Genomic DNA, 18,796 nt, shown 5'->3' with positions numbered 1-18,796 from the left:
TTCGACAAAAGTCAACATCTTTTTCAAACTTTTTTATCTTTTTCGAATGTCATGTTTATTCATACAATTTAACAATTTAAAAGGAGCCCAAACCAGTCTTTGGTTTGAGCTCCTTAATCCGTGTATTATGCCTTACTTGCACAGCACTTTTTATATTTCTTCCCACTTCCACAAGGACATGAATCGTTGGGATATATCTTCTGTCCGGTTTTACGCTGAGTGGATACGTCTTCCAGACCCTTCATAACCATCTCATAAGGCTTATGGCCACGATTTAACACGAGCCTGGTATGATTCCAGATTTCATTCATGATACTGACGAAGCGTTTCATTTGCTCGCCATCATGAATAGTAATTCCGGAAGCTTCTAAATCAGATAGAACTTCCTGAAGCTGACCACCCAGACTGATCTCTGCCTGAACCTGGCGAAGGACATACGGAATTAGATCTTCGGATACACTCATCTCTTCTTTTAGGAACTGGGTTAGCTTGTCTAACTCAGGGGTCATAAGAAAACCGTCATTGTCTGCCATGAAACGGATTTCCTGCTGAGTTGGAATATAATAAGGAACCTTTTTCTGAATGCTAAGCAGATTTCTGTAGCTTTTTTGCTCTGCAAGTGCTGCATCTACAAAAGAACCTTCCATCCATACAACGAGACAACGGTATGGAAGCAGATGCTCATAGGCCTGTATCAATTCTTCCTGAGTGAGCTTTTCGGATTCATACTTATTAAAGGTCTCCAGCAATACGGATGGAGGTGTGATGGCATAGAGAGAATTGGCAGCACAGAGATAATCTCCTATTTTACCAATGCGACTCCGCTCCTGCTGAAATTCAGTAGTGTTAATCTCGCAGTATACTTCTTTCACATCCTTGGGAACCACAAGTTTGGAATCTGATCCTGCAGTCAGGTAGCCTCCGGCATAGAGAAAGTCTAGTTCTTCTAAATCATAATTCATGACCTGAGGATCTTCTGCCACCAGTTGCTCAAATAAATCCATCTCTGAATCGCGAACACAAAGGAAATACTTTCTCATAACTTCTTTATTTAAGATATGAGCAATTGTCCGTTCTGATAGTTCTTTCTTATTTAATGTATCAAGCCCACTCATGCCATGTCTCTCGGCAATCTCTGCGATACCCTTATTATCATAATGATCATAAATATCTGCGATATTAATCTCCTCTGATGAGGATTCACCGTTGGGCTTTAGATTTCTATTAACGCCTTCTATGTCATATTCTTTTATGCTTTCCTGGGGATTTTCAAGAAGTTCATTATAAGCGGACAGGCTTTCGCAGTATTCCGGTATAACATCTCCTTTGAATTTAACCACTTGGGCATAAGCTTCATTATAATCGGTAACTGTTTCTTCTACCTGAATGACGAATTCCCAGTTATCTTTAAAGTTGTAGGTATATGTAAATTTAGCAGCGGCAGAAACCAGAGAATCAATGGATTCTTTTGCTGATATGGATTGAAGCTTTTTGGATTTATTTTCTCCAAAGGGGACAACCGCTACACCCTCGGAACGGAATTCAAATTGATACAGGTGCTCACCGCTCCAGGAAAACGCAGTCTGAATCACCTGATGTAGTCCTTCAAAAGTAATTCCCTCCGGTACCAGAATCCTTCTCCATATCGGCGGCTTACTGCCTTTGATCGTGATTTTCAGTTGATATGCTCCCATGAAACGTCCTCCTGTCTCGTATCTTTCGTATCCGTGATAAGCTTACGGATCAAATATGAAGTTTCTATTTTTAATAAAGCGCACGTTCCAATTTACCACACTTTATCCAGTTCTGTCCAGTCTATTCCACATATTTTAACAGTGTATCTACACGTTTTTTTAATAAATTGCCAGTTTCTATAATTTTGGGTTTCTTCTTATATAAAAAGAGGGATTGCAAAGGATAAAATGACAAATACTCTCTTATATAGAAGCAACTGATTTTTCTTTCTTTACACAACCTTTACAATACTTATACAAAAACATGATATCACGATTAACGGCTGGCTGATATACTCCATCATGTAAGCGAAAGCAATTTTCAATCGAAAAGAGGAGAAAGTGATTATGAAAAAAAATTATATTAAAACTTTAGCTATTACCGGTTTAACAATCCTTGCTATGAGCTCCCTTGCTGGATGCGCAGGCAAAACTGCTGAAACAAAGGCTTCTGATACAGCTACTACTGCAGGTTCTAAAACTGATACAACTGCTGCAGAATCTACAACTGCTAAAGGGGCTGCCTCAGGCGATTTAAAAGGTTCTATCAGCATGGTTGGTTCCACCTCTATGGAAAAATTTGCGACTGCTTTAAGCGAAGTTTTTATGGAAAAAAATCCAAGTGTTACCGTACAGGCTGAATTTGTTGGTTCTGGCGCAGGCATCGAAGCTGTTGGAAACGGATCTGCTGATATTGGTAACTCCTCTCGTAATTTAAAAGATGAAGAAAAAGCTAAAGGTATTAATGAAAATATTGTTGCTATTGATGGTATTGCAGTTGTTACAGATACCAAAAATACAGTGGGTAACTTAACAAAAGATCAGTTAATCAGCGTGTATGGCGGAACCGTAAATAACTGGAAAGACTTAGGCGGTTCTGATCAGCCTATCGTTGTGATTGGTCGTGAGTCTGGATCTGGTACAAGAACTGCTTTTGAAGAGCTCTTAAAGCTAGAAGACAAATGCAAATACAGCAACGAACTTGACAGCACGGGCGCAGTTATGGCTAAGGTTGCATCTACTCCTGGTTCTATCGGATACGTTTCCCTTGATGTACTTGATGACACGGTTAAGACATTTAAGCTGGAAAATACAGAACCTACTCCAGAAAACATCAAAGCTGGTTCCTACTTCTTAAGCCGTCCATTCGTTATGGCTACGAAGGGTGAGATCTCTGCTCAGAATGATATGGTAAAGGCACTGTTTGACTTCATCTACTCTGATGAAGGAAAAGAATTAGTAAAATCTGTTGGTTTAATCCCAGCAAACTGATCGACTAATAGATAATTCCTGGGGACGCAGCTGGCAAACTACGTTGCGTCCCCGTTTTTGAAAGGAGCTACTTATATGCAACCAAAGACATATTCCATATTCAGTGGCCACGGAAGTAAATCAGGAATAGAACGCGCTGCAGAGGTTATTTTTACTATCTGCGGCTTCTTTGCTGTTCTGGCTGTGGCCTCAATCTCTTTATACATGCTCATAAGCGGAACCCCGGCACTTTTTAAAGTTGGTATTCTTGATATTTTATTTGGTTCCACCTGGATGCCTACGGCTGCTTCTCCAAGCTTTGGTATTCTCTATGTTATTTTGACCTCTATTATTGGTACCGCCATGGCAATTTTGATCGGCGTTCCCGTTGGAGTCATGACTGCTGTCTTCCTTGCTGAAGTAGCTCCCCCAAAGCTTACCAAGATTGTGCGGCCTGCAGTTGAACTTCTAGCTGGCATTCCTTCCGTTATTTATGGACTTCTTGGCATCTTGGTATTGAATCCGCTTATGTATAAGCTGGAATTAAAAATTTTTGCCGGATCTACGACTCACCAGTTTACGGGAGGTGCAAACTTAATCTCTGCCGTTTTGGTTTTGTCTCTTATGATTCTTCCTACGGTTATCAACATCAGTGAAACGGCTCTTCGTTCCGTTCCACAGCATTTAAGAAGTGCTTCTTTAGCTCTTGGCGGCACACAGATACAGACTATTTTTCACGTTGTTATACCGGCAGCTAAGTCTGGTATTGTCACTGCGGTTGTTCTTGGAACAGGCCGTGCCATCGGAGAAGCAATGGCTATCAGCTTGGTTTCTGGAAGCTCGGTCAATATCCCACTTCCTTTTAACTCTGTTAGATTCCTGACTACGGCCATTGTTTCTGAAATGTCATACTCTTCTGGTCTTCATAAGCAGGTCCTCTTTACCATTGGACTTATCCTGTTTGCATTTATAATGATTATTAACATATCGCTGAACAATATTTTAAAGAAAGGAGACGCACAACATGATTAATCAAGTGGTACTGCCCGCTCAGCATGGAGTTTCTACTTCTAACAGTATTTATAATAAGAGGAGTCGGATCTCAGACTCTGTTTTACTGGTTCTCATTTATCTGTGCGCTTCCATCTCTATTCTTGTACTGGTGGGAATTATGGGGTATGTATTTGTTCGAGGGATTCCAGCCATCAGTCTTACGTTCTTAACAAGTGTTCCCAGTACCATTAAAGGAACTTTCGGAATTATTGGAAATATTGTAAATACTCTGTACATTATAGTTATTACCCTATTGATCGCAACACCTCTTGGAGTAGGGGCTGCAATCTATTTGAATGAATATGCAAAAGGTGGTAAAATAGTTCGTATCATCGAGTTTACCACGGAAACCTTGGCGGGTATCCCGTCCATTATCTTTGGTTTGTTTGGTTATGTATTCTTTGGAATCACTCTTGGACTGGGCTATTCTATCTTAACAGGTGCCCTGACCCTGGCCATCATGGTTTTGCCACTTATTACCAGGACCACTCAGGAAGCCTTAAAGACGGTTCCTGTCAGTTATCGTTCCGGTGCTCTTGGAATCGGCGCCACCAAATGGTATATGATCCGCACGATATTACTTCCAAGCGCCATGCCAGGTATTGTAACTGGAATTATTCTTGCCATTGGACGAATCGTTGGAGAATCTGCAGCACTATTATTTACGGCTGGAAGTGGATATCTTCTTCCCAAAGACTTTTTCGGAAAGGTCTTTGAATCTGGCGGTACTCTAACGATCCAGCTTTACTTATGTATGCAAAAGGCCAAATACTCGGAAGCCTTCGGAATTGCTGTTGTCCTTTTAGTCATTGTTCTGGCCATTAACGGACTTGCAAAATTCCTTTCCCATAAATTCAACACGGAGGTCAAAGAATCGTGAATACTAACACCGTTAAGATATCTTCCAGCAACTTAAATTTATATTATGGTAGCAACCACGCATTAAAGGATGTGAACTTGGAGCTTTACACCAATAAAATCACCGCTTTTATTGGTCCTTCTGGCTGTGGAAAGTCTACCTATTTAAAGACATTAAATCGTATGAACGATTTGGTTCCTAATGTAAAAATCGAAGGAGAAGTTCTTCTGGATGGGGAAAACATCTACGATCAAAGAGTGGACACTACCCTTCTTCGCAAGAAAATTGGTATGGTATTTCAGCAGCCTAACCCATTTCCTATGAGTATTTATGATAACGTGGCTTATGGCCCCCGAATTCATGGAATCAAGAATAAGTCTGAACTTGACGACATTGTGGAAAAGAGCTTAAAGGGAGCCGCCCTTTGGGAGGAAGTTTCTAGCCGTTTGAAAAAATCAGCATTGGGCCTTTCCGGAGGACAACAGCAGCGTCTTTGTATCGCCAGAGCCTTAGCCGTTGAACCAGAGGTTTTGTTAATGGACGAACCAACCTCTGCTCTCGATCCTATTTCCACCTTAAAGATTGAAGATTTGATGGATGAACTAAAAGAAAAGTATACCGTTGCTATCGTAACCCATAACATGCAGCAAGCAACCAGAATCGCTGATCATACTGCATTCTTCCTTGTAGGGGAAATCGTGGAGTACGCTCCTACGACAGAGCTGTTTACGGTACCTAAGGATAAGAGAACGGAAGATTATATTACCGGTCGTTTCGGTTGATGGATATGATAGCAGAAGAATAAAGGAGAATCGTGATGACAACCAGAGTGAATTATGATCATGAATTAAATCTTTTAAATGAAGATATTAAAGAAATGGGACAAATGGTGGAAAACTCCATTGAACAGTGCTTTATCGCATTTGAAGATCAGGATTTTGAAAAAGCAGAAGATATTATTAAGGGTGATCGCACCATCAATGATCTGGAGCGTTCCATTGAAGCTCGCTGTCTTTCTCTAATCCTTCGCCAACAGCCAGTCGCTGGTGACCTAAGAGTCGTATCCAGTGCCCTTAAAGTGGTAACAGACTTAGAGCGTATCGGTGATCACGCTTCCGATATTGCTGAACTGATCCTTCGCATTAAGGGAGAGCACGTTTATCATGTAGTGCGTCACATTCCAACTATGGCCAATGCTGCTCGGGAAATGGTGCGCTGCTCTATCGATGCTTTCATCACTCAGAATTTAGAGACAGCTAGACAGATCGAACAGCAAGATGATGTGGTGGATGAATTATTTGACAAGGTTAAAACGGATGTGGTGGATTTGTTAAAGCAGTCTACGGAACAAATTGACCAGTGTATTGACCTGCTTATGATAGCCAAATACTTAGAGCGTATTGGGGATCATGCCGTAAATGTCTGCGAATGGACAGAATTCGCCATGACCGGTGCTTTGAAGAATGTAAGGATCTTGTAAAGCTATGAGCAATGCGCCCTAAAAATCGGAAGAGAGTCTAAGAATGCTTGCATTTTTAGACTCTCTTTTGATATTTAGGGCATACGGCGACAGCCGTCAAGCGAGAAGGAGCGCAGCGGATTCGAGCTTGGCACTGCGGACTTACAACTGCTCCCCTACAGCATAAGTAATCCTCACTTATACCAGTTTGATTCCAAGTAATTATAAATTACTAATCCTACTTTTCTTACAAAACAAATTTAGTATCCATTTTGTTTCTGAAAAGATCAAAAGCACTACTATCTCTACCAGATAACATACTATAAACATCTTAGGCAAAATGATATTAGGATAAATTACCGAAAATACAAATGCAAGAACAGTCAAAATAGCCAGAGACAGGACATATAAAAGTTGAGACATTTTAACTTTTAAACTATCATAAAGTTCCTTTTCTTGGTCTGTCAATTTTCCATATTTTCTAATAATGGGATTACCCGTTCCTGTAATAATATTTCTTGCATTAAATAAACAGACTAGCAATATAGCTATATATGGTAAAATCTCATACAATATCCTTTTCATATCTTTCACCTCATAAATATTTTGATTATCCATTTTCCATTTATATAACCAGTATACCATTATCTTTACTCATGCTCACTATATTTCAATAATATCATCGCATTTAAATGAATAAAATAATGTTTCCCCATAGCGATACAAAAAAAGCTGAGCACCCGGCAAAACACCACCGACTACTCAGCCAACCATTACAACATAGCAACGCCTCTACAATAAGTCTGAATCACATCATAGGAATCCGTAAGCACTACCAAATCCGCATCATACCCTGCTGCCACACGCCCCTTCCTGTCATCAACCCGTAAGCACCTAGCCGGATTAATTGTACAGGAATTAAGTGCAGTATCAAAAGGTACCATGGCCTCTTCTACCAGTATTTTCAGCCCCATATTCATATTTAAGGTACTTCCCGCAATCGTCTCCGTTCCCTTTAAATACGCCAAACCATTCTCTCTAATTTCAATGTCATGGCCTCCCAGTTTATAAGAACCTCCCGGTGGGCAATGTTTTGCTCGAAGGGAATCACTAACCATAATTCCATACTCTCTCCCCTTCGCCGTAAAGAAGTTATTAAGCGCCGCTACATGGGAATGACATCCATCACAAATGATCTCACCGTAGATATCTCTCACCCGAAACGCCGTTCCTACCAGACCAGGATTACGATGATGATAGGGAGTCATTCCATTGTAAACATGAGTCATGGAGGTGGCACCATTGGCAATTCCCATAAGTGCCTGTTCATAGGTAGCGGAGGAATGGCCCATGCTGACAACGACCCCATTTTGGGTTAAATATCTGGTCAACTCAAAACCAGAATCATGTTCAGGAGCCAGAGTAATATAGCGAATCATGCCTCTGGCTGCTTCCTGATATTTCTTAAACTCTGAAATCGTTGCCCGAGCGATCGCTTCGGGAGGCTGAGCTCCCTTGTATTTCATATCCAGGTAAGGTCCTTCAAAATGAATTCCTAGAATTTCCGCACCTTCATACTCGTACTCCGCTACATCGGCAACACTTGAAACCGCTTTTAATAACACTTCTGGCACCTGAGTCACTGTAGTGGGTAATATGGAGGTGACTCCCTCTTGCGGAATCCGCTTCATCCAGTCAAGTAGCTTCTCCTGATCTCCATCATTGGTATCATATCCATAGGCTCCGTGAGTATGAATGTCTATGAACCCTGGAACAATTCTATCATTCCCATAATCTTTTTGAACAGGTAGCTCTCCATAGTCATAGACTGCTTCAATCTTCTTGTCTTCCACCTTAAGCTGTGCGGGTATGAACTGTCCTGCAATCCAAATGCGTTTGCTTTGTATGATCATAATTCTTTTCCTCCCTTCATACTGTACTCTCTTTTCTTTAGTATATCAGTTCTGTCAGGGTTTTCAAGAATTTATGAAAATATTTTCTTTTTTCTTTATACTTTTAAAAATTATATCTTATTCTACCGGCCAGCGTATGCTGACGCGGAATAAATCTGCTTCGATTTCAACAATAAGTTTTCCATTTTGAAGCTCTACAAAGCTTTTGGCAATGGCCATACCAAGGCCTGATCCTTCGGTGTTTCTGGACTGGTCTCCTCTGGCAAAACGCTCCGTGATTTCATTGGGATTAAAGGTTAACTCAGCCGCGGATACATTCTTAAGGCAGATGACCACAAATCCATCTTCTTTTTTCATATCAATATAGGCTCTTGTATTTGGCATGGCGTACTTAATAATATTCGTCAGAAGATTGTCAAAGATACGATACGTCTTCTGTCCGTCCAAAGGAAGCACTATCTTTTCATCCGGCAAATTCCAACGAAAATCAATGGTGGATTCTTCAATTTTATCTCCTAGCTCCAGGCTTACCTCTTTTAAGAGGCTGACAATGTCAACATCCTCCAAATTCAAGGTCACATTGTTGCTGTTCGCTTTGCTAATTTCAAAAAGATCTTCAATCAGGGATTTTAACCGCATGGATTTCTGTTCTAAGATATCGATATAAGCCTTTCTCTGTTCCGGCGTTACTCGTTCGTCCCTTAGCAGATTTACATAGGTGATAATAGCCGTAAGGGGTGTTTTTAAATCATGAGACATGTTACTGATCAAATCGGTTTTCATCTTTTGACTCTTCACCTCCTCATCCACAGCTACTTTAAATCCAGATTGTATTTTCTGAATCTCCCTTTTAAATGGTTCAAAGATACTTAAGTCCTCTTCAATGGCTACATCCAAATTTCCCTCTGCAATCTGATTGGTGGCTTTTAGTAGTGCGCTATATTTTCCACTTAAATCCCTATAATACTTTCTCATAACTAGGAATAGGAATATGGAATAAAAGAACAACGAGCCAATTCCAAAAAACCAGAGACTGCTAAGTACTGCAAGGATAAAAAAGTTTATTCCTACGATGCGAAAGATCGCCCGATCTGAGTGATCCCTTAGATTGATATTCCCTACAAAATGATAGGTCTTGATAGAGAACATCTTAATCCAGCCACAGAACCAGCCGATTAATGTCCTTTCTCTTAAATAACGCTTGATGCCGATGCGCAATACATCCCGCAGGCACAAAACGCCCCAGTAAACAACGCCGAAGGGAATTGACCACCATAGAAGGTTCCAAAGTTTTACCATGATCCCTGCTATCCCAGGTAGAAAGTTGGCCCGAAGCAGAGTTTCAAATAAATTTCCCTGGTTGGTGGTCATAACTAGATTGGTAAGACCAGCTCCAAAGAGTACTCCGCCACACCCAATACCTCCCACTATTTCAAACGGGGTTCGAAACATACGACTGCTATCTGGTAATGTCACATCCAGGAAGGATAAGAAAAACGCAAGAACCGCAACCGCACAGACAAGTCCTACTAATATTTTAACGATGCTTTCTGAATCATCGTAGTTGTTTGTAAAACCATTGGCAGTATCCTTAAAAGCTGTAATCTGTTCCGTAGTCAATCCATAGGATATGGTTAAATTCTTAGGGTTTTGCAGTCTTAAATCTTCCTCATACAAGTATTCATCCCAATAATCATCCATCATAGGATCTTTTTCCCCGAAACCTTGTAATAAGGTTAAGATTTTGGCTGAATTCTCTCCATGAATAGAGACGACTTCCATTCTGCCCAGTCCATCGTATTGAAGCACGGTCTGAAATACATATTTATCATTTCCAGCAATCACACTTCCACCGGAGTGGTCTGATATCACCTGACCTTTTTCATTTAAAACCTGATAATCCATGGAATTTCTAATGCTATCAAAGCCACTTTTCCAGTTATCATATTTCCTTATGGTAATCTGGCGAAGATGAGCCAGATAATCCGTACGGGATAAATTTTCTCCCACATTAGACTCCATTACGATCTCACTTGCTGAGTTATCATCCGTTACTATGTTCTCCGTCTGCCCGGATTCTTCGGAAGCTAGTGTTTCCTCCGTTTGGCTTTTCATCTCATCGGCAGCTTTTGGAAAGAAAAACTGAAAAGGAGATATCATATCTCCCTTATGATTGCGGGCCTGCTCCATAGAAAGTACATAATTGCCATAAACCAGATACTTTAAGAAGGTCTGTTGTTGGTACACTGGCTCTTTATATCTGGACGACTCATTTTTAAAATAGGGATAAAGCGCTACCATAATTGAGGAAGCGGATATTACCACTAGGATCGCCAGCAATATACTGATCTTATGCCTGTTTTTCAATTTTGTATCCAACTCCCCACACCACCTTTAGATATTTTGGCTCCTTTGGATCCAACTCAATCTTTTCCCGAATTTTCCTAACATGGACCATAATAGTATCCGTATTGATGGCACGTTCATTCCATACTCTTTCATAGATTTCCTCAGCAGAAAATACTCTTCCTGGATTTTTCATTAAAAGTGCCAGTATCTTAAATTCAATGGGAGTTAGCCTCACCGCTTTTTCGTCTACAAATACCTCTACTGTATCCTCGTTAAGTTCCAGGCCTCCGATGTTATAGACATTACTCCGCTCTTTCTCTTCCTTCGCCTCCAGCATATCCCTATATTTATTATAACGTCTTAGCTGGGAATTAACTCTGGCCAATAACTCCATGGGGGTAAATGGTTTGGAAACATAATCATCCGCACCGATATTAAGTCCCATGATCTTATCCACTTCTTCGGATTTAGCCGATAGGATAATGACTGGAAAATCGTATTTCTCTCTTAGCTTTACAGTCATTGTGATTCCGTCCATTCTGGGCATCATCACATCCACGATTGCCAGGTGAATCTCTTCTTTATCAAGGATTTTTAGCCCCTCTAGTCCGTCTGCTGCCTGGAACACCTCATATCCCTGGCTTCTTAAATATATTTCCACTCCTTCTCGGATCTCTTTATCATCTTCCACAAGTAAAATGTGATTTGCGTCCATGCTACCTCTCCTCCATGACCTGTTTTATGATTCATATAATTTGGATGCTTTCTATTGCTATTTTTTTCTATCTGTTTTTCCTATCACAGACAAGTTCGCTATACTAATATTATTAGGATAAAGAACCAATCTTAAAATGATTGACAGAGAAACCGAAAGAAATTCTAAAATATATATTTTGAACGCAAAAACAGAGGATGAAATAATTTCAACCCTCTGTCTTTTAAACACCAATGTCTAAAACAAGGTGCTTATTCTGTCGTCTTTCTTATATTCGTTTCCATGAGACGATTGTATCCAAGCCAACCGTTGTTATCTCCTGCACTTTTTAATACTTCAATCATGGTTTCCAGCTTTGCATCTGTATTATCTGCAAAATTAAGAGCTAATGCCTCTATAATTGCCGGCTTTTTAGGAGATCCATATTCTAGTTCTCCATGATGTGCCAAAATACAGTGCTTAAGCTCTGATGTGAGCTTAACAGGAAATCCTGGTATGGTTCTGATTCTTTCGCCAATCATCTCTGTTCCAATGATGATGTGGCCCAAAAGCTGTCCATCATCCGTATAATCGTTCTCCGGAAATGAGGAAAGTTCCTGGGTCTTACCCATATCATGAAACATAGCTGCTGTAAGAAGCAGATCACGGTTAATCACTGGATAATACCCTGCATAGTAATCACATAACTTCACTACGCTTAATGTATGCTCTAAAAGTCCACCTACAAATCCATGATGAACGCTTTTTGCGGCTGAATGGAACTGAAATGCCTTAGCAAATGCAGTATCTTCTACAAAAAAACTTTCCAAAAGCTTCTTTAAGTATGGATTTTTTAAAGACTTGATAAAGCCAAGGAGCTCTTCATACATAAGTCCAATGTCCTTAGAGGATACAGGCAGATAATCTCCAGGTACGTATTCACCTTCATCTGCTTTGCGGGCCCGCTTGATATTTAACTGATTGGAGTTTTGAAATACAGTAACATCCGCATCAATGTAAACATAGTCCATAGGTTCAAAGTTTCCAATCCCTGGGGAACCTAAATCCCATATCTTGGCATCTATGGTACCAGTCTTGTCCTGAAGGATCAAATTACCATACTCCTTACCTGACTTTGTCAGACAGACCTGTCTGTTCTTGCATAAAAACACATCTGAAACGTGCATCCCATCACGAAATGATTCTATATATCTCATCTAATTCCTCCAAATTATGACTCAGGCAATAAGGGGAGCCAGGAAGATCACCTGGCTCCGATGGTTACCTGAAATTGTATCTTTTTAAATTCTTCCCTTCCGCTTCGGGAAACCGTTACAGGTATAACCTGTCCCGTACTGGACTTTTCCAGTAAGATCTGAAAATCTTTCATAGTAACAATGGTTTTTCCTCCCATGGAGGTGATTATGTCGCCACTCTGAATTCCTGCGTTGTAAGCCGGACTGTCTGCATTCACTTCTACCACATAAACACCAAGCGGCATACCGCTGCTATTCATGGCTGCACTGACCTCCTGCCCTTTCATTCCAAAATATGGATAGGCAACTCCGTTGCTCATCTTTTCTAATATATTTTTGTAATCGGATATGGCCATAGCTGTGGTCATGTCCTTATTACCATCATTCTTATATTCTTCAGTTATCCAGCCAATGATCTGACCGGAAGTATTCATAAGAAAGGTACCGGTTGCTGCATTCCCTTTCACATCGGAATAAAGAATACGGGTCATGCCGTCTGTCACTTGTACATTCTTCGTAATATAGGAAATAAATCCGTACCCAGAGGAATGAACCATGCCCGCGGGACCGCCAATGGCAATCACCAAATCTCCTTGCTTTACCGAATAGGAGTTTCCAAGCTCTATTGCTTTTACTTCCTCTAAGAGTGCTCTACCAAGACCTTCCGTGGATATACTTACGATTGCCATGCCGGAAAGCTTATCGGTTTGCTTAATGGTTCCCTGTACCTCGGTACCATCTGTAAAAGCCACACGAATGGCGTCTGCATCCTCAACCGCTTTTTCCGGAGTGAGGATTAAAAGCTCCTGATTGGCAGTGGCTGTAATCACCCCTGCATATAAACCGGAATTTTCCACTGGATTATTAAACCAGTCCTTCTGAGTCTTAACAGAATGCACCGTAACAATACCTTTGTCCGCCTTTTGAACCACTGTTTTCATATTTCCATAAAGCACATTTAAATCACTCATAGAGAACGGATATTTCTCCATGGCAGATTTTAAAATTTCCTCGATTGGCTCTGTTTGAGCCTCCGAAGAGACTACCTCTGCCTCGTTAGAGACTGCCTCAGGGTCATCCTTTGGGATGGTTACCGGAGTAGCTTCTGTGGTGGCTTCTCTTAAGAACCATCGCTCAGCAACTGGTCTTGATATGACAAATGTAACCGCCGCAACAAATCCGAAAATAACTGCAGTCGCCAAAAGCCCTAAAGACCTTTTAAGTATATCTTCCTTTGACATAGGCTGCTTCACTATTTTTTCGTTAATAAACCGACGGGGCTCCGTCTTTCTATCATCTGGCCCGTTATGATCCGGCATACTTACCCTCCTTTGCAGAAGACCTAACTACTATTATAAGGTTCTTCCTGTCTTAATGCAAGAAAAACCTGTGAAACCAGAAAAACAGGGGCTTTAAGGCCATGAAAAGCATCCTGAGGATTGCAGTTTTTATCTCACGTATGCTATACTATAATGGATACAAATTCAACATCCGGAAAGAAAGAAAATCATAAAAGGTAAATATATGAATCAGAAAGCATTAAAAACGTTAGAATACCATAAAATCATTGGAACGCTTACAGAATATGCCACCTCTGACGCAGGAAAAGAACTGTGCAAACGTCTGGTACCTTCTACCGATTACCAAGAAATCGTACAGTCTCAGACAGAAACTACAGATGCCGTTACAAGAGTTCGTCAAAAAGGCGGTATCTCTTTTAATGGAGTAAAGGATATTCGTCCTTCCCTCAAACGTCTTGATGTAGGAAGCTCCCTTGGCATCTTAGAGATTCTTGCCATCAGCTCACTTTTAACCATATCCGCTCGCGCAAAGGCTTACGGCCGTCACGAGGACTCAGAACTTTCTGAGGATTCCCTGGAGGAATTCTTTCGGGTTTTGGAGCCTCTTACTCCGGTCAATACAGAGATTAAACGCTGCATCATATCAGAAGAGGAAATAAGTGATGACGCAAGCCCCGGATTACGCCAAGTAAGACGGCTCATGCGGTCTATTAATGATAAAGTTCACACGCAGTTAAACTCTATACTAAATTCCAATCGTTCCTATCTTCAGGATGCAGTTATTACCATGAGAGACGGACGTTACTGCCTTCCTGTAAAGTCAGAGCACAAATCCCAGGTTTCTGGTATGGTACATGACCAGTCTTCCACTGGTTCCACCCTGTTTATTGAACCTATGGCCATCGTAAAGCTAAACAATGAGCTTCGAACCCTGGAGATTCAGGAACAGAAAGAAATTGAGATGATTCTGGCTGATTTAAGCAATCAGCTTATGCCTTACCTGGAAGAGCTTGAAACTAATTATGTGACACTTGCAAATCTGGATTTTATATTTGCAAAGGCAGTTCTTTCAAAGCATTATAAAGGAAGCGAGCCTGCATTTAATACGAAGGGCATCGTTCATATCAAAGATGGTCGCCACCCTCTTCTTGATCCAGAAAAGGTAGTCCCTATTAGTGTTCATCTGGGACGTGATTTTGATCTTTTAATCGTAACGGGACCTAATACGGGAGGTAAGACTGTTTCCATTAAGACGGTAGGGTTATTCACACTTATGGGACAATCTGGTCTTCACATACCAGCTTTTGATGGTTCAGAACTGACTGTATTTGATGAAGTATTTGCAGACATTGGTGACGAGCAGAGTATTGAACAGAGTCTTAGTACATTTTCTGCTCATATGACAAACATTGTCAACATTCTTTCACAGGCAGACAGTCGTTCTCTTTGTCTGTTTGATGAGCTTGGTGCAGGAACAGATCCGACGGAAGGCGCTGCTCTTGCAATATCCATTTTATCCTTCCTCCACAACATGAAATGCCGTACCATGGCTACCACTCATTACAGTGAGCTTAAGGTATTTGCCCTCACTACTCCTGGAGTGGAGAACGCATGCTGTGAATTTAATGTGGAAACCTTAAGACCTACCTACCGTCTGTTAATCGGTGTACCTGGAAAGAGTAACGCGTTTGCCATTTCAAAGAAGCTGGGACTTCCTGATTATATTATTGAAGATGCAAAGACTCATTTGGAAGACAAGGATGAAACCTTTGAAGATCTTCTGACTCATTTGGAAGAGAACCGTACAACGATTGAGAAGGAACGGGTACAGATAGAATCCTATAAACGAGAGGTAGAACAGTTAAAGAACCGAATTACCCAGAAGGAAGAGCGGCTAGATGAACGACGGGATAAGATGATTCAGGACGCCAAGGAAGAAGCCCAGAGAATCTTAAGGGATGCCAAGGACACTGCGGATCAGACCATTCGCCAGATCAACAAACTATCTAGTGACTCCGGTATCGGCAAGGAGCTGGAGGCAGAACGCAGCCGGTTAAGGGGCAAGCTTCAGGATGTGGACGCTTCTCTTTCCTTGAAAAAGGAGAAGACCCGTTCCAGTAAGGAAATCGATCCCAAAAAGCTAAAGCTTGGAGATGGCGTTAAGGTCCTTAGTATGAATTTAAACGGTACCGTTAATTCCCTTCCCAATGCAAAGGGCGATCTTTACGTTCAGATGGGTATCTTAAGATCACTTGTGAATCTATCGGATCTTGAGCTTTTGCAGGAAGACTCTGTCTCTGTATCAAATGCAGGCGGCAGTTCCAAAAAAGTGGGCAGCGGCAGTGGAATCAGCACGACTCGTATGTCCAAATCCTTATCCATTTCACCGGAAGTCAATTTGATTGGTATGACTACAGATGAGGCCATTCCACAACTTGACAAGTATCTAGATGATGCTTACCTGGCTCATCTGCCTCAAGTAAGAGTGGTTCATGGTCGAGGAACTGGTGCACTTAAAAATGCGGTGCATAAGCATCTTAAAAGATTAAAGTATGTAAAGGAATTTCGGCTCGGTGCCTTTGGGGAAGGAGATTCCGGAGTAACCATTGTTTCATTCAAATAACATTAGAAATGGAGTCCATTATGGCAGAGAAACAACGGATATTGATTGTAGACGATGACAGTAACATTGCGGAATTGATCTCCTTATATTTAATTAAAGAATGCTATGATACGGAAATTGTAGGGGACGGGGAAGAAGCACTCCGGGTTTTCCCAGAATTTAAGCCAAACCTTGTGCTCTTGGACTTAATGCTCCCGGGTATGGACGGTTATCAAGTCTGCCAAAAAATTCGTTCCCAGTCTCAGATTCCCATTATCATGCTCTCTGCCAAGGGCGAGGTCTTTGATAAGGTCTTAGGTCTTGAACTTGGAGCCGATGACTATATGATCAAACCATTTGATTCAAAGGAACTGGTGGCTCGTGTTAAGGCAGTCCTAAGGCGTTACCAGACCATGCCCTCTCCTTCTGCCGCTCATACAGACCAACAGGGAGATTACGTGGAATATCCGGATCTGATTGTAAACCTTACCAATTATTCGGTCATCTATATGGGTCACTCCATTGAGATGCCTCCTAAGGAATTGGAGCTATTGTACTTTTTGGCTTCTTCTCCTAATCAGGTATTTACAAGAGAACAGCTCCTTGATCATATCTGGGGATATGAATATATCGGTGATACTAGGACGGTGGACGTGCATATCAAACGTCTTCGGGAAAAGATCAAAGATCATTCTGGGTGGGCGCTTTCCACTGTTTGGGGGATCGGTTATAAGTTTGAGGTGAAGCGGTAAATGAGCCATTCTCTCTATACAAAATTTATCCTAGGCTATCTCTTATTTGGCCTACTTGGATTTATTACCATCGCTACATTTTCTTCGGAAATAACAAATCAATATTTATTAAAGCGGTATTCTGAAAGCCTATATGATGAAGCAAATCAGATTGCCTCCTCTTACAGCAGCATGTATCACGGTAAGACTATGAACGTTACCTCTTCCTACCCGGAACTTGAAAAGCTGGCAGGTTATTTAAACGCGCAGATTTGGATCGTGGAACGCCAGGGGAAAATTGTGGCTGACAGCGAATCAACCGGGAAAAAAGACGAGATTATTGAAAAATTTGATCCTGCTGCCTTTGGGAATAAACATTATACCACAGGAAATTATTACAATGAGTTCTCTTATGATGTACTAAGTGTCCATGCTCCCATTACAGGGAATTATACTACCTATGGTTATGTAGTCATTCACCTTCCTATATCCCATTTGCAAGCGGAACGGGACAATATATTAAACATAGTCTACATCACAGCAGCCGTTGTTTTTTCTTTGTCCCTTGTGATTCTTCTCATATTTACAAAAAATGTTTATCTCCCTCTGAAAAAGATTATCGCAGGAGCCAATGAATACGCCCAGGGAAACTTGACCTATCATATTGGAGTTAATACCAGGGATGAGATTGGATATCTTGCTAATACTCTTAATTATATGTCCAATGAATTAAATAAAATGGAAGAGTATCAAAAGAACTTTATCGCCAACGTCTCTCATGACTTTCGCTCTCCTCTAACCTCCATCAAAGGCTATCTGGAAGCGATCTTGGACGGTACCATCCCCCCGGAAATGCATGAGAAATACTTAAAACGGGTGATAACCGAAACGGAGCGGCTTAATAAATTGACCCAGGGAATGCTGACGCTTAATTCTCTAGATAGCAAGGGCTATTTAAAGCGGACCAATTTCGATATCAATCGAGTCATTAAGGACACAGCAGCTTCCTTTGAGGGCGCCTGCAATGAAAAGAATATTACCTTTGATTTAACCTTTTCTGACAGCATTCAAATGGTGTACGCTGACTTAGGCAAAATACAGCAGGTTCTTTATAACCTAATTGACAATGCTCTTAAGTTCAGCCACTCGGATTCAACGGTGCTCATTCAGGCATCTGGGAAATATGAAAAGATATTTATCTCCATTAAAGATACGGGAGTCGGAATTCCCAAGGATAGCATAAAGAAAATATGGGAACGTTTTTACAAAACAGATTCATCTAGGGGTAAGGACAAAAAAGGCACTGGCTTAGGATTAGCCATTGTCCGGGAAATCATCCAGTCCCACGGAGAGAACATTGACGTGGTCAGTACAGAGGGGGTTGGGTCTGAATTTATCTTCAGCCTTCCACGGGCGACGAACTTGTAGCAGCAGGCTACGAACTTGCGTGAACAGAATTGAAGATAATATTACTCGTTGATCAAATCATATGTTTTGTACTATTTCTATAACAATCGCTTTACTTTGCGCCACTTGTATGGTAATATTTACTTATTAAACATCGGACTAGGTGTAACTGTAGACACTTTACAGGC

The 18,796-nt window shown here is 41.1% G+C and carries 15 protein-coding genes; 8 read left to right on the top strand and 7 right to left on the bottom strand.

Features of this window, described 5'->3' with window-relative positions:
- Window positions 1-125: 125 nt before the first annotated feature.
- On the bottom strand, window positions 126-1,694 hold the full coding sequence (locus tag BET01_RS04515; protein ID WP_120195580.1) for an IS1096 element passenger TnpR family protein: 1,569 nt from the start codon (window positions 1,692-1,694) through the stop codon (window positions 126-128).
- Window positions 1,695-2,081: 387 nt separating this feature from the next.
- Between BET01_RS04515 and BET01_RS04510 the strand changes: the two genes are divergently transcribed.
- From BET01_RS04510 to phoU, 5 genes are all read left to right on the top strand, one after another.
- On the top strand, window positions 2,082-3,005 hold the full coding sequence (locus tag BET01_RS04510) for a phosphate ABC transporter substrate-binding protein (protein ID WP_120195579.1): 924 nt from the start codon (window positions 2,082-2,084) through the stop codon (window positions 3,003-3,005).
- A gap of 75 nt (window positions 3,006-3,080) precedes the next feature.
- Window positions 3,081-4,016 (top strand): phosphate ABC transporter permease subunit PstC, encoded by a 936-nt coding sequence (pstC, locus tag BET01_RS04505; RefSeq protein ID WP_120195578.1) that lies wholly within the window; start codon window positions 3,081-3,083, stop codon window positions 4,014-4,016.
- Complete coding sequence (gene pstA / locus BET01_RS04500; protein ID WP_120195577.1) at window positions 4,009-4,917, top strand: phosphate ABC transporter permease PstA; 909 nt, start codon at window positions 4,009-4,011, stop codon at window positions 4,915-4,917. The genes pstC and pstA overlap by 8 nt, the downstream gene beginning before the upstream one ends.
- Window positions 4,914-5,678, top strand: coding sequence for a phosphate ABC transporter ATP-binding protein PstB (gene pstB / locus BET01_RS04495; RefSeq protein ID WP_120195576.1), 765 nt, complete (start codon window positions 4,914-4,916; stop codon window positions 5,676-5,678). The genes pstA and pstB overlap by 4 nt, the downstream gene beginning before the upstream one ends.
- A gap of 35 nt (window positions 5,679-5,713) precedes the next feature.
- Entirely contained in the window at window positions 5,714-6,376 is a 663-nt protein-coding gene (gene phoU / locus BET01_RS04490; protein ID WP_120195575.1) for a phosphate signaling complex protein PhoU, read from the top strand.
- A gap of 201 nt (window positions 6,377-6,577) precedes the next feature.
- Here phoU and BET01_RS04485 read toward each other — a convergent pair whose 3' ends face one another.
- From BET01_RS04485 to BET01_RS04460, 6 genes are all read right to left on the bottom strand, one after another.
- Window positions 6,578-6,940, bottom strand: a complete 363-nt coding sequence (locus BET01_RS04485) for a hypothetical protein (RefSeq protein WP_147422794.1) — start codon at window positions 6,938-6,940, stop codon at window positions 6,578-6,580.
- A 188-nt stretch (window positions 6,941-7,128) separates the two neighbouring features.
- On the bottom strand, window positions 7,129-8,268 hold the full coding sequence (nagA, locus tag BET01_RS04480) for an N-acetylglucosamine-6-phosphate deacetylase (RefSeq protein WP_120195573.1): 1,140 nt from the start codon (window positions 8,266-8,268) through the stop codon (window positions 7,129-7,131).
- Between the two features lie 117 nt (window positions 8,269-8,385).
- Window positions 8,386-10,647 (bottom strand): sensor histidine kinase, encoded by a 2,262-nt coding sequence (locus BET01_RS04475; RefSeq protein ID WP_120195572.1) that lies wholly within the window; start codon window positions 10,645-10,647, stop codon window positions 8,386-8,388.
- Window positions 10,619-11,332, bottom strand: a complete 714-nt coding sequence (locus BET01_RS04470) for a response regulator transcription factor (protein WP_120195571.1) — start codon at window positions 11,330-11,332, stop codon at window positions 10,619-10,621. The genes BET01_RS04475 and BET01_RS04470 overlap by 29 nt, the downstream gene beginning before the upstream one ends.
- Before the next feature lie 251 nt (window positions 11,333-11,583).
- The gene (locus tag BET01_RS04465) at window positions 11,584-12,528 is read right to left on the bottom strand and encodes a 3'-5' exoribonuclease YhaM family protein (protein WP_120195570.1); all 945 of its coding nucleotides are present in this window, start codon (window positions 12,526-12,528) and stop codon (window positions 11,584-11,586) included.
- A gap of 47 nt (window positions 12,529-12,575) precedes the next feature.
- The gene (locus BET01_RS04460; RefSeq protein WP_120195569.1) at window positions 12,576-13,886 is read right to left on the bottom strand and encodes a S1C family serine protease; all 1,311 of its coding nucleotides are present in this window, start codon (window positions 13,884-13,886) and stop codon (window positions 12,576-12,578) included.
- A gap of 205 nt (window positions 13,887-14,091) precedes the next feature.
- Between BET01_RS04460 and BET01_RS04455 the strand changes: the two genes are divergently transcribed.
- Genes BET01_RS04455 through BET01_RS04445 form a run of 3 tightly spaced genes read left to right on the top strand, consistent with a single transcriptional unit; the run spans window position 14,092 to window position 18,629 of the window.
- Window positions 14,092-16,491 carry an endonuclease MutS2 gene (locus BET01_RS04455; RefSeq protein ID WP_120195568.1) on the top strand — a complete coding sequence of 800 codons (2,400 nt, stop codon included), beginning with the start codon at window positions 14,092-14,094 and terminating at the stop codon, window positions 16,489-16,491.
- Between the two features lie 20 nt (window positions 16,492-16,511).
- A complete protein-coding gene (locus BET01_RS04450) occupies window positions 16,512-17,222 on the top strand; it encodes a response regulator transcription factor (protein ID WP_120195567.1) in 711 nt (236 codons plus the stop codon).
- On the top strand, window positions 17,223-18,629 hold the full coding sequence (locus tag BET01_RS04445; RefSeq protein WP_120195566.1) for a sensor histidine kinase: 1,407 nt from the start codon (window positions 17,223-17,225) through the stop codon (window positions 18,627-18,629).
- Window positions 18,630-18,796: the final 167 nt, after the last annotated feature.

The sequence above is a fragment of the Lacrimispora algidixylanolytica genome (genome assembly GCF_003609635.1).
Classification (GTDB): Bacteria; Bacillota; Clostridia; order Lachnospirales; family Lachnospiraceae; genus Lacrimispora; species Lacrimispora algidixylanolytica.
The sequence above is the reverse complement of the archived record's forward strand: the minus strand, read 5'-3'. Positions and strand labels throughout refer to the sequence as shown.